The 13,072-nt window shown below is 52.7% G+C and carries 11 protein-coding genes; 10 read left to right on the forward strand and 1 reads right to left on the reverse strand.

Features of this window, described 5'->3' with window-relative positions; all coding sequences use genetic code 11:
* Positions 1 to 22: 22 nt before the first annotated feature.
* On the forward strand, positions 23 to 1,876 hold the full coding sequence (asmA, locus tag AC3ITF_RS08300) for an outer membrane assembly protein AsmA (RefSeq protein WP_297711841.1): 1,854 nt from the start codon (positions 23 to 25) through the stop codon (positions 1,874 to 1,876).
* Between the two features lie 48 nt (positions 1,877 to 1,924).
* On the opposite strand, the gene AC3ITF_RS08305 is transcribed toward asmA, so the two are convergent.
* The gene (locus AC3ITF_RS08305) at positions 1,925 to 3,511 is read right to left on the reverse strand and encodes a TerC family protein (RefSeq protein WP_115259923.1); all 1,587 of its coding nucleotides are present in this window, start codon (positions 3,509 to 3,511) and stop codon (positions 1,925 to 1,927) included.
* 655 nt (positions 3,512 to 4,166) lie between these two features.
* On the opposite strand from AC3ITF_RS08305, the gene AC3ITF_RS08310 reads away from it, so the two are divergent.
* The 9 genes from AC3ITF_RS08310 (at position 4,167) to wcaF (ending at position 13,051) form a co-directional block, all read left to right on the forward strand.
* The gene (locus AC3ITF_RS08310; protein ID WP_096756579.1) at positions 4,167 to 5,306 is read left to right on the forward strand and encodes a polysaccharide export protein; all 1,140 of its coding nucleotides are present in this window, start codon (positions 4,167 to 4,169) and stop codon (positions 5,304 to 5,306) included.
* Positions 5,307 to 5,311: 5 nt separating this feature from the next.
* Positions 5,312 to 5,761, forward strand: coding sequence for a low molecular weight protein-tyrosine-phosphatase Wzb (gene wzb / locus AC3ITF_RS08315; protein ID WP_096756580.1), 450 nt, complete (start codon positions 5,312 to 5,314; stop codon positions 5,759 to 5,761).
* Positions 5,758 to 7,920, forward strand: a complete 2,163-nt coding sequence (gene wzc / locus AC3ITF_RS08320) for a tyrosine-protein kinase Wzc (RefSeq protein WP_489176311.1) — start codon at positions 5,758 to 5,760, stop codon at positions 7,918 to 7,920. The genes wzb and wzc overlap by 4 nt, the downstream gene beginning before the upstream one ends.
* Before the next feature lie 75 nt (positions 7,921 to 7,995).
* Complete coding sequence (gene wcaA / locus AC3ITF_RS08325; protein ID WP_489176312.1) at positions 7,996 to 8,838, forward strand: colanic acid biosynthesis glycosyltransferase WcaA; 843 nt, start codon at positions 7,996 to 7,998, stop codon at positions 8,836 to 8,838.
* A 2-nt stretch (positions 8,839 to 8,840) separates the two neighbouring features.
* Entirely contained in the window at positions 8,841 to 9,329 is a 489-nt protein-coding gene (gene wcaB / locus AC3ITF_RS08330) for a colanic acid biosynthesis acetyltransferase WcaB (RefSeq protein WP_137399504.1), read from the forward strand.
* Entirely contained in the window at positions 9,326 to 10,543 is a 1,218-nt protein-coding gene (wcaC, locus tag AC3ITF_RS08335) for a colanic acid biosynthesis glycosyltransferase WcaC (protein ID WP_146716988.1), read from the forward strand. The genes wcaB and wcaC overlap by 4 nt, the downstream gene beginning before the upstream one ends.
* Entirely contained in the window at positions 10,518 to 11,735 is a 1,218-nt protein-coding gene (gene wcaD, locus AC3ITF_RS08340; RefSeq protein ID WP_135911806.1) for a colanic acid polymerase WcaD, read from the forward strand. Before wcaC ends, wcaD begins: the two co-directional genes overlap by 26 nt.
* A 5-nt stretch (positions 11,736 to 11,740) precedes the next feature.
* Positions 11,741 to 12,487 (forward strand): colanic acid biosynthesis glycosyltransferase WcaE, encoded by a 747-nt coding sequence (gene wcaE / locus AC3ITF_RS08345; protein ID WP_117343278.1) that lies wholly within the window; start codon positions 11,741 to 11,743, stop codon positions 12,485 to 12,487.
* A gap of 9 nt (positions 12,488 to 12,496) precedes the next feature.
* On the forward strand, positions 12,497 to 13,051 hold the full coding sequence (wcaF, locus tag AC3ITF_RS08350) for a colanic acid biosynthesis acetyltransferase WcaF (RefSeq protein WP_096756587.1): 555 nt from the start codon (positions 12,497 to 12,499) through the stop codon (positions 13,049 to 13,051).
* Positions 13,052 to 13,072: the final 21 nt, after the last annotated feature.

The following is a 13,072-nucleotide window of genomic DNA, read 5'->3' on the forward strand; positions in this document are numbered from 1 at the left end:
TTTTCAGTCCTTTGGGGATAGCATGAGACGATTTCTGACGACGCTGATGATTCTCCTGGTCGTGCTGGTGGCCGGTTTTTCTGCGTTAGTAATGTTGGTGAATCCCAATGATTTTCGCGCGTATATGGTGAAGCAGGTTGCTGCACGTAGCGGATATCAATTGCAACTGGACGGCCCACTGCGTTGGCACGTTTGGCCCCAGCTTAGCATCCTCTCTGGACGCATGGTGTTAACGGCTGAAGGGGCCAGCGAACCGCTGGTTCGTGCCGACAATATGCGTCTGGACGTCGCGTTATGGCCGCTGTTGAGCCACCAGCTCAGTGTGAAGCAGGTGATGCTCAAAGGTGCTGTTATTCAGCTGACGCCGCAGACCGAAGCGGTGCGTGGCGAAGATGCGCCCATTGCCCCGAAAGACAATACGTTGCCCGATGTCGCCGAAGACCGTGGATGGTCGTTTGACATCGCGCGTCTGCGCGTTGCCGACAGCGTGCTGGTATTCCAGCATGAAGACGATGAACAGATTACGGTTCGCGACATTCACCTGGAAATGGAACAGGACACCCAGCATCGCGGTACCTTTGACTTCTCTGGTCGCGTAAACCGCGATCAGCGCGATCTGGCCTTAGCCTTTAACGGTAGCGTTGATGCGTCTGACTACCCGCATAACCTGGCGGCCAATATCGAGAAGCTCAGTTGGCAGTTACAGGGCGCCGATTTGCCACAGCAGGGGATTCAGGGGCAGGGTAAGCTGCAGGTTCAGTGGCAGGAAGAGAATAAACAGCTCGCGTTTAACCAGATTGCGTTGACGGCCAACGACAGCACACTGTCCGGGCAAGCCCGTGTGTCGCTATCTGATAAACCGGACTGGAGCGTCGATCTGCGCTTTGGTCTGCTCAATCTGGATAACTTGCTGGTGCAACGCGACGCCGCGGCGGCAACGAGCGGCGAGGTGCAACAGGGGCAAAGCCAGTCAACGCTCGCTCGACCGGTGATTGCGTCCCAGGTCGATGCCGTGTCGTATCAGGGGCTCAGGGGTTTTTCCGCAGATATTGCGCTACAGGCAGACAAAGTTCTGTGGCGTAAAATGGCCTTTGATAACGTTTCAGCCAAAATGGCGAATCAGTCAGGCTTGCTGAGTATCACTGAATTGCAGGGGACGAGTGAGGGTGGGCTGATTTCGCTTCCCGGCAAGTTGGATGCCAGAAAGGCGCAGCCGCACGCAGTCTTTCATCCGCGTCTGGAAAACGTCGAAATCGGTACCATCCTGAAAGCCTTTAACTATCCGATTGCGCTTACCGGCAAGCTGTCGCTGGCGGGCGATTTTTCCGGTTCTGATATTGACGCGCAGGCGTTCCGTCACAGCTGGCAAGGGCAGGCCCATGTTGATATGAGCGACACACGCATGGAAGGGATGAACTTCCAGCAGCTGGTACAGCAGGCCGTTGAGCGCAGCGGCGGCGACGTGAAGTCTCAGCAGAGTCTGGACAACGTGACCCGACTGGATCGTTTTGTCACCGAGCTGTCGCTGGATAACGGCAAGGTGTCGTTGGATGAGATGGAAGGGCTGTCTTCCATGTTAGCGCTTTCCGGTAAAGGGACGCTGGATCTGGTTGAGCAGACGTGTGACACGCAGTTTAACGTGCGTGTGTTGGGCGGCTGGGATGGGGAAAGCAAACTGATTGACTTCCTGAAAGCCACGCCGGTTCCGCTGCGTATTTATGGGCCATGGCAGGCGTTGAACTATAACCTGCAGGTGGACCAGCTGCTGCGTAAGCATGTACAGGATGAAGCGAAACGTCGGCTGAACGACTGGGCCGATCGCAACAAAGAGTCCCGTAGCGGCAAAGATGTGAAAAAACTGCTGGATAAACTCTGACGGATAATGCCGGATGACGGCGCGAGAGCGTCTCATCCGGCACGTCACCTACACTTCGTAATCCATCTCTTCGTCATTAGTGTGCAGCGGTATTAACTGGACCTTTTGCACCCGGTGGTTTTCCACCTGCAACGTTTTCAGTCGATAGTCGCCCACCTGCACTTCTTCCCCGGTTTTCGGTATACGCTGCAAATATTCCATCAACAGCCCGGCAATGGTGTGATATTCCCGTTTCTCATCAAGGGGAATCGGGACGTATTGCACCAGATCTTCCAGCGGCATATGCCCGTTAGCCGTCCATGAACCGTCAGCATTTTTCTGAATGTCGTGGCGGGCGTCGATCTCTTCCACTTCATTCGGCAGGTTTCCGGCGATGGTTTCCATCACGTCGCTCAGCGTCACAAGTCCCTCTACGGAACCAAACTCATCCGCCACAAACGCAAAGTGGGTGCGGGCATTACGGAACTGCTCCAGCGCCGGCAGTAGCGGCAGGGTCTCCGGGAATACCAGCGGCTGGCGGATCAAGGCGCGTAGATCGAGCGGTTCGCCGCGCAGCGACTGTTGCAGCAGGTCGATGACGTGTACCACTCCGAGCAGTTCTTCCTGCTCATCTTCTCCGGTGACCACCAGACGCGTGTGCTGGTTTTTCTCCAGCAGGGCGCGGATCTCCGCTTCGGGTGCGTTAAGGTCGATATGCTCAATATCATGGCGCGAGGTCATAATGCTGCTGACGGTGCGCTGATTCAGATTCAGCACACGTTCAATCATCCGGCGCTCCTGCGGGGCAAAAATCTGACCTTCATGATGATCGGCCAGCATGGCTGCTGTTTCAGCATCCAGTTCGGCATCTTCTTTTTGTCCACTCAGCAGACGCATCACCGCCTCAGCGGTACGCTGGCGCAGGGTATGATTGGCTGACAGAAAACGGCGGCGGTTGAAGATGGCCAGCTGATTTAATGCCTCAATCATGACCGAGAAGCCGATAGCCGCGTACAGGTAGCCTTTTGGAATGCGGAAACCAAACCCTTCGGCGACCAGGCTGAAGCCGATCATCAGCAGGAAGCTAAGACACAGAATAACGATGGTAGGGTGGCTGTTGACAAAGCGGGTCAACGACTTGCTGGCCAGCACCATCAGGCTAATGGCAATAATGACGGCGGCCATCATCACGGCCAGATGATCGACCATCCCGACGGCGGTGATCACCGAGTCGAGCGAGAAGATGGCATCCAGCACCACGATTTGTGCGACCACGCCCCAAAACTTCGCGCCTTTACGCTGGGTGGGGTTATCGCTGTCTTTCCCCTCCAGCCGCTCATTGAGCTCCATCGTGGCTTTGAACAGCAGGAAGAAGCCCCCGAAGAGCATGATCAGGTCCCGTGCGCTAAAGCTCAGATCCCGAATGCTAAACAGCGGGGTGGTCAGCGTGACCAGCCAGGAGATTGAGGCCAGCAGCAGCAGACGCATCACCATCGCCAGCAGGAGCCCGGTAATACGCGCCTTGTCCCGCTGGGCTGGAGGTAATTTCTCCGCGAGGATGGCAATAAAAACAAGATTATCAATGCCAAGAACAAGTTCGATCACGATTAGCGTGACGAGTCCGGCCCAGATTGACGGATCGGCAATCCATTCCATAGTAAAAATGATACCCATAGTTGTATGACAATTGTCACAATTCGATCATGGATAAAGCCAGCGAAAAATGCAATGCCGGGAACGGATTTCTCTGTTATTGATATCCGGCAGTCAGTCGAGAAATAGCCTTAATGTTGCTGCAGGAAATAATTTTTTAACGCGGCATATATTTAGGAAATATCGCAGGTGGTCTGTTTTTTATATTAACGCTGTCAATATCAATAAAATCCTAAAAATATTCAAATTTCATTCTTAATATTAATCTTAAAAGCAAGAGGTAGCGGTGTTGTTATCTTGCCTGCTATTCCTTTAGCTGCAACAATTCTTTCCGTATATAACAAGAAGCCTATTTCTTCCTTGCTCCGTGCTGCATTTTCTGATGTGACGCGGAGAAGGGTATGGCGAAAATAAAGGGGAAGGTAAAAATTTAAATTAATCAGTGCATTGGTAGCTAACAAAGCCAGGGGCGGTAGCGTGCCTGGCCGCCTGATGAACAGCCTGATTTATTCAGTCAACAGACCGAAGATGAATTCAATATTTTTAGGATTGATGCCAGTTAAATTTCTTTTCAATTAACGGCAAGGTAAATGTGAACAGGTGAAACTGCCATTTAGAAAGCACGTGATAATGACTCTGCCAAAGTGATAAATAATCAATGATGAAATCCAAAATTAAATTGATACCCGTCCTGGTGTCGGTGATCTTGATAAACGGTTGTACCGTACTACCGGGCAGCAATATGTCGACGATGGGTAAAGACGTGATTAAGCAGCAGGACGCTGATTTCGATCTCGACCGTATGGTGAATGTTTATCCACTGACGCCCCGACTGGTAGAACAATTACGCCCACGTCCAAACGTCGCCCAACCCAATACTTCGCTGGACCAGGAGATTTCCGGCTACCAGTATCGCGTTGGCCCGGGCGACGTCCTGAATGTGACCGTCTGGGACCATCCGGAACTGACCACGCCAGCGGGGCAATACCGCAGCTCCAGTGATGCCGGCAACTGGGTTCAGCCCGATGGCACCATGTTTTATCCCTACATTGGCAAAGTCAACGTGTCCGGGAAAACGTTGGCAGAAATCCGCAGTGATATTACCGGGCGCTTAGCGAAGTACATTGCTGACCCGCAGGTGGACGTTAATATCGCCGCTTTCCGCTCGCAGAAGGCTTATGTCTCCGGGCAGGTGAACAAATCCGGCCAGCAGGCCATTACCAACGTACCGTTAACCATTCTCGACGCCATTAATGCCGCTGGCGGCCTGACTGAGGCGGCGGACTGGCGTAACGTCGTGCTGACCCATAACGGTCAGGAGCAGCGAATTTCCCTGCAGGCACTGATGCAAAATGGCGATCTCAGCCAGAACCGACTGCTTTACCCAGGCGACATCCTGTTTGTTCCACGCAACGACGATCTGAAAGTCTTCGTAATGGGGGAAGTGAAGAAACAGAGCACCCTCAAAATGGACTTCAGCGGTATGACGCTAACCGAAGCGTTGGGCAATGCGGAAGGGATCGACCTGACCACCTCCAATGCTAGCGGCATCTTCGTCATTCGACCATTGAAAGGCGAGGGCGCACGCAACGGCAAGATTGCCAATATTTATCAGCTCGATATGTCCGATGCCACCTCTCTGGTGATGGCGACGGAATTCCGCCTTCAGCCTTACGACGTGGTGTATGTCACTACCGCACCGGTCGCCCGCTGGAACCGTTTGATCAATCAGTTGCTGCCGACCATTAGCGGTGTTCGTTATATGACGGATACGGCCAGCGACCTTCACAACTGGTAATCGACATGTTTAACAAAATCTTAGTTGTCTGCGTGGGGAACATTTGCCGTTCCCCAACGGCAGAGCGCCTGTTAAGGCAGTTTCATCCGGCGTTGACGGTCGCCTCTGCAGGTCTCGGGGCGCTGGTGGGCAAGGGAGCCGACCCGTGTGCGGTGAGCGTGGCGCAGGCACATAACCTGTCGCTGGAGAATCATTGTGCGCGGCAAATCTCAGGAAAAATGTGCCGGGATTACGACCTGATCCTCACCATGGAGAAGCGTCACATTACCGCGCTGTGTGATATGGCACCGGAGATGCGCGGCAAGGTGATGCTATTTGGTCACTGGGACAGTGAGCGCGAAATACCTGACCCTTACCGTAAAAGCCAGGATGCGTTTGACGCGGTGTACGCCTTACTTGAACAGTCTGCCCGCCAATGGGCTCAGGCACTGAACGCGGAGCAGGGAAAACAATGACAGAGAACGTAAAACAGTCTGCTGCGTCAGCAACCGGCAATGATGAAATTGATATCGGTCGCCTGGTCGGGACGGTGCTGGAAGCGCGCTGGTGGGTGCTGGGTATTACCGCGGCCTTTACGCTGTGCGCGGCCATTTACACGCTGTTTGCCACGCCTATCTACAGTGCCGATGCGCTGGTGCAGATTGAGCAAAACACCGGCAATTCACTGGTGCAGGATATCGGCTCGGCGTTATCGAATAAACCACCCGCCTCGGAAGCCGAAATTCAGCTGATTAAGTCGCGGCTGGTATTGGGGAAAACGGTGGACGATCTGGATCTGGATATCGCCGTCACCAAGGAGACGTTCCCGCTGTTTGGGGCGGGTTGGGACCGGCTGATGGGCCGCCAGAACGAAACGGTTAACGTGACGACGTTCACCTTACCAAAGGCAATGAATGAGCAAGCGTTCACCATTAAGGTGCTGAATAATAAAAGTTATCAGCTGATCAGTGACGGCGGTTTTAGCGCCCAGGGTCAGGTTGGACAGCCGTTAAACCACGGCGGCGTCACGATGCAGGTTAACGCTATTCATGCTGCAGCTGGCAGCGCCTTTACTGTCAGCAAATATTCCACGCTGGGCATGATAAACGCCCTGCAAAATAACCTCAGCGTGACGGAAACCGGCAAAGACACCGGCGTTTTGAGCCTGACATTCACCGGCGAGGACCGCGAGCAGATCCGCCAAATTCTCGACAGCATCACCCGTAACTACCTTGAACAAAACATCGTACGCAAATCCGAAGAGGCCGCCAAAAGCCTGGCATTTTTGGCCAGGCAGTTGCCGGAGGTGCGTAACCGTCTGGACGTTGCCGAAAACAAACTGAACGCCTTTCGTCAGGATAAAGATTCAGTCGATTTACCGCTGGAAGCCAAAGCGGTGCTGGATTCGATGGTTAACATTGACGCCCAGTTGAATGAACTGACGTTCAAGGAGGCGGAAATCTCCAAGCTGTTCACCAAAGCGCATCCGGCTTACCGCACGCTGCTGGAAAAACGTCAGGCGCTGGAAGATGAGAAAGGCAAACTGAACGGCCGGGTGACGGCGATGCCAAAAACGCAGCAGGAAATTGTCCGTTTGACCCGCGATGTGGAGTCCGGTCAGCAGGTCTATATGCAGTTGCTGAACAAGCAGCAGGAGCTGAAGATAACCGAAGCCAGCACGGTAGGGGATGTGCGTATTGTCGACCCGGCCATTGCTCAGCCCGGCGTGCTGAAGCCGAAAACTGCGCTGATTATTCTCGGCAGTATTCTGCTAGGCCTGATGCTATCAGTGGTCGGCGTGCTGCTGCGTTCGCTGTTCAACCGCGGTATCGAAAGTCCGCAGGCGCTGGAAGAACAGGGAATCAACGTGTATGCCAGTATTCCGCTGTCGGAATGGCAAAAAGCGCGTGATAACGTGCAGACCATTAAAGGCATCAAACGTTACAAGCAAAGCCAACTGCTCGCGGTGGGGAACCCAACGGATCTGGCGATAGAAGCGGTGCGCAGCCTGCGCACCAGCCTGCACTTCGCCATGATGCAGGCGCGTAATAATGTGCTGATGCTCACTGGCGTCAGCCCATCAATTGGCAAAACCTTTGTCTGTGCCAACCTGGCGGCGGTGATCAGCCAGACCAATAAACGCGTGCTGCTGATCGACTGCGATATGCGCAAAGGGTACACGCATGAGTTGCTGGGCACCAATAACGTCAACGGTCTGTCCGACATCCTTGTGGGTAAGGGCGATATGGCCACTTGCGCCAAACCGACGTCTATTCCTCATTTCGATCTGGTCCCGCGCGGTCAGGTGCCACCCAACCCTTCTGAACTGCTGATGAGCGAGCGTTTTGGCGAGCTGATTTCCTGGGCCAGTGCGCGCTATGACCTGGTATTGATTGATACCCCGCCCATTCTGGCGGTGACCGACGCGGCCATTGTTGGCCGTCATGTTGGCACCACGCTGATGGTCGCTCGTTATGCCGTCAACACCCTGAAAGAGGTGGAAACCAGCCTGAGCCGCTTTGAGCAAAACGGGATTCAGGTTAAGGGCGTGATCCTCAACTCCATCTTCCGACGCGCAAGCGGGTATCAGGATTACGGCTACTACGAATATGCATACACGTCGGATTCGAAATAAATAACCAACCCTGCCGGATGCGGCGTAAACGCCTTATCCGGCCTACAGAAACATATTTATACCCTGGGAATGAAAATGACCACAGACAACCCGCTCATTTCAATTTATATGCCGACCTGGAATCGTCAGCAACTGGCGATCCGGGCGATTAAATCGGTCCTGCGTCAGGATTATCCGCACTGGGAGATGATCATCGTGGATGACTGCTCCTCTGCGTATGAACAATTAAAGCAGTATGTAGAAGAGCTGAACGATCCGCGCGTCACCTATACCCATAATTCCTTTAATTCCGGGGCGTGTGCGGTGCGCAATCAGGCCATTATGCAGGCCAGCGGGCAATATATTACCGGTATTGATGACGACGATGAGTGGACGCCGAATCGCCTGAGCGTGTTTCTAAAAGATCGCCATCAGCTGGTCACTCGGGCGTTTCTGTATGCCAATGATTATATCTGCGAAGGCGAAGTCTATTCCCAGCCCGCCAGCCTGCCGCTGTATCCCAAGTCGGTGTACTCACGGCGAAGGTTCTATAAACGCAATATTATTGGCAATCAGGTCTTTACCTGGGCGTGGCGGTTCAAAGCCTGCCTGTTTGATACCTCGCTGAAAGCGGCACAGGATTACGACATTTTTCTGCGCATGGTGGTGGCCTATGGCGAGCCATGGAAGGTCAATGAAGCCACGCAGATCCTACATGTGAATCACGGCGAGATGCGCATTACCTCATCGCCGAAAAAATTCTCCGGTTACTTCCAGTTTTACCGTAAGCACAAAGGCAAATTTGACCGCGCCAGCAAAAAATATCAGCTGTTTACGCTGTATCAGATCCGCAACAAACGCATGAACTGGCGCACGTTACTGACCCTGTTGTCGCTGCGTAATGGTAAACGCCTGGCCGACGGTCTACGGGGGCGCTAAGTATGCTGGAAGATATCCGCGCCAATAGCTGGAGTCTGCGGCCGTGCTGCATGGTGATGGCCTATCGGGCCGCCCATTTTTGCTCTGTCTGGCGCAAAAAAAACGTGCTGAATAACCTGTGGGCCGCACCGGTGCTGGTGATGTATCGCCTGATTACCGAATGTATTTTCGGCTATGAAATCCAGGCGGCTGCGACTATCGGCCGTCGTTTTACTATTCATCATGGCTATGGCGTAGTCATCAACAAACGCGTGGTGGCCGGGGACGATTTTACCCTGCGTCATGGCGTGACCATCGGCAACCTCGGCGCAAACGATCTGGCCTGTCCGACGATCGGCAACGGCGTTGAGTTGGGGGCCAATGTCACCTTGCTGGGCGATGTCGTCATTGGTCATAACGTGACGATTGGTGCTGGCAGCGTCGTTGTGGACAGCGTGCCGGACAATACGCTGGTGGTGGGTGAGAAAGCGCGAGTAAAGGACGTAAAATGAATATCCTGCAATTTAATGTCCGACTGGCAGAAGGCGGCGCGGCAGGGGTGGCGATGGATTTACACCTGCGGGCGCTGGAGCATGGGCTGTCGTCGCGCTTCATTTATGGCTACGGCAAAAGCGGTAAGAAAAGCCTCAGCCACCATCACTATCCGCAGGTGTTCAAGCATACGCCGCGCCTGACGTCGGCGCTGAATATTGCGCTGTTTCGCTTCGCTAACCGCGACCTGTTTGGCAATCTCGACAATCTGTATCGTACAGTCACCCGTACCGCAGGCCCGCTGGTGCTGCATTTTCACGTGCTGCACAGCTACTGGCTGAATCTGGAAGAGGTGGTGACGTTTTGTCAAAAGGTGCAGGCGCATAAACCGGATATCACCTTTGTCTGGACGCTGCACGATCACTGGAGCGTGACCGGGCGCTGCGCGTTTACTGACGGCTGCGAAGGCTGGAAAACCGGCTGCCGGAAATGCCCGACGCTGAGTAATTATCCGCCGGTTAAGGTTGATAAAGCGCATCAACAACTGCCCGGCAAACGCCAGATGTTTCGCGCCATGCTGGCGCTGGGTTGTCAGTTTATCTCCCCCAGTCAGCATGTGGCTGACGCGTTTAACAGCCTGTACGGTGCGGGGCGCTGCGCCATTATCAACAACGGGATCGATGTCGCGACCGAAGCCATTCTCAGTGATTTGCCGCTAAACGATGAGCCTCGCAGCCGGCCGAAAATCGCCATCGTGGCTCACGACCTGCGCTATGACGGCAAAACCAACCAACAGTTGGTGCGACAGATGATAGCGCTGGGCGACAAAATAGAGCTGCATACCTTCGGCAAATTCTCGCCGTTTAGCGGCGCGAACGTGGTCAATCATGGATTTGAAACCGACAAGCGCATACTGATGAGTGCGCTTAACCTGATGGATGGACTGGTGTTCAGCTCGCGAGTGGATAACTACCCGCTGATTTTATGCGAAGCGCTTTCTATCGGCGTACCGGTGATTGCCACGCACAGTGAGGCTGCGCAGGAAGTACTGGCAAAATCGGGGGGCAAAACCTTCAGTGAAGAGGATGTCCTGCAGCTGGTGCAGTGCAATAAAACGGCGATCGCGCAGGCGGTATTCGGTACGTCGCTGGCGGCCTTTCGCCAGCGCAGCCGCAGCGCCTACAGCGGCCAACAGATGCTGGAGGACTATGTCTCGTTCTATCAGAATCTGTAGCTATTTGATGCTGCCGCTGCTGTACCTGCTGGTCAACGTTAAGCTTGTGCAGTTGGGGGAAAGTTTTCCGGTCACCGTGGTCACGTTTTTGCCGCTGCTGTTGTTGCTGTTTGTTGAGCGTATCAATATCAAAAAACTGCTGATTGCGCTGGGGATTGGCGGTGGGCTGACGGCCTTTAATTACCTGTTTGGTCAGTCGCTGGATGCCAGCAAATATGTGACCTCCACCATGCTGTTTGTCTATACGGTGATCATTATTGGCATGGTCTGGAGCATTCGCTTTAAAACCGTCTCCCCGCATAACCACCGTAAGATTTTACGTTTTTTCTGGCTGGTGGTGGGGCTGGTGGTGGCGCTGGCTGCGGTTGAGATGGCGCAGATTATTCTCACCGGTGGCAGCAGTTTAATGGAAGCAATTTCGAAATATCTTATTTACAGCAACAGTTATGTTCTGAACTTTATTAAATTTGGTGGTAAACGAACTACCGCGCTTTATTTCGAACCGGCATTCTTTGCTCTGGCATTAATCTCAATTTGGCTCAGCATCAAACAGTTTGGTATCAAAACGCCTAAGACCGATGCTATGATTCTGGCAGGGGTGATATTATCAGGATCGTTTTCAGGGGTAATGACTTTTATTTTATTTTACCTGCTGGAGTGGGCGTTTCAGTATCTGAACAAAGAAGCGATAAAAAAGAAGTTACCGCTGGCGATAATCTCACTTAGCGTGTTTATGGTTGGCGTAATATTTGCTTTCCCCTACATTGCCGCACGACTTGGTGATTTAGGCACGGAAGGGTCGTCATCGTATTACCGTATTGTGGGGCCGCTGGTGATGGTCGGTTATTCATTACTCAATATCGATGGCGTAGTCAGATTTGGCTCACTTTATGAATATGTAGCGTCATTCGGAATCTTTAACGGTGCAGATGTCGGGAAAACAATAGACAATGGTTTGTATCTGCTGATTATTTATTTCTCATGGTTCGCTGTGATATTGGCGGTGTGGTACATGGGAAAGGTTCTGAAAATGATGTTAAATGCGTTTGGCGATAATCCGAATTATCAGGTGCAGCTTTATCTTTTTACGCCGCTGTCGCTGTTTTTTACCGGTTCAGTATTTAGCCCGGAATATGCGTTTTTAATTGTTTGTCCGTTTATTTTGCGCAAGGCGCTAAATATCGCGAGGTAATTCCTATGCTGCTCACTATTATCACCGTTGCCTTTCGTAATCTGCAGGGGATCGTCAAAACCCACGCATCGCTAGCCCATCTGGCGCAGGCGGGCGACATCAGCTTTGAATGGATTGTGATCGATGGCGGTTCTGCGGACGGTACGCAGGCATTTCTGGAAAATCTCAACGGTGAGCACCGGTTACGGTTTGTCAGCGAACCGGACAACGGTATTTATGATGCGATGAACAAAGGCATTGCTCTGGCGCGAGGGCGGTTCGCACTGTTTCTGAACTCCGGTGATATTCTGCATGCGGATGCTGCGTCATTTATCCGCCAGCTCAAAACGCAAAGCGACAAGGCGATGGTGATCGGCGATGCGCTGCTGGATTTTGGCGATGGAAACAAAATTAAGCGTCGTGCCAAGCCCGGTTGGTATATTTACCACAGCCTGCCGGCCAGTCATCAGGCGATATTTTTTCCGGTTAGTGGATTGCATACCTGGCGCTACGATCTGCAATTTAACGTGTCGTCTGATTATGCGTTGGCCGCAAAATTATATAAATCTGGTTATGCCTTTAAAAAATTAAGCGGACTGGTCTCTGAGTTTTCTATGGGCGGCGTATCGACGACAAATAATCTTGAGTTATGCCGGGATGCAAAAAAGGTCCAGCGTCAGATATTACATATGCCGGGTTTTTGGGCCGAACTGTCCTGGCATTTGCGCTTACGCACCACCGGTAAGGCCAAAACCTTATATGGCAAAATGTAAGGGGTAAATATGCAGGATTTAAAAGGCTTCACGATGCCGAAAGGCTTTCGCGGAGGCGGTGCAATTAAAGTGCAATTATGGTGGGCGGTACAGTCAACATTATTTCGACTCTCACCGCAGGTGATGTACCGCTGGCGCGCATTTTTATTACGTTTATTCGGCGCGAAGATAGGAAAAAACGTCGTTATTCGACCTTCAGTAAAAATAACCTATCCGTGGAAATTAACCCTGGGTGATTACGCATGGGTGGGTGATGACGCGGTGTTATATACGTTGGGCACGATTACGATTGGTGCCAATGCTGTTATCTCGCAAAAAAGTTATTTATGTACCGGTAGCCATGATTATGCCAGCCCGCACTTTGATATTAACGCCACGCCGATTGTGATTGGCGAGAAATGCTGGCTGGCGACAGATGTATTTGTCGCACCCGGCGTGACGATTGGGGCGGGCACTGTCGTTGGGGCGCGAAGCAGCGTTTTTAAATCGCTGCCCGCCAATGCCGTTTGTCGGGGAAATCCTGCGGTCGTAACGCGCGAACGCGTTGAGAAAGTTACTCCCTGAGGGGATCATTTAAGAGGTGTA

The sequence above is a fragment of the Citrobacter sp. KH_055_1 genome, assembly GCF_057838705.1.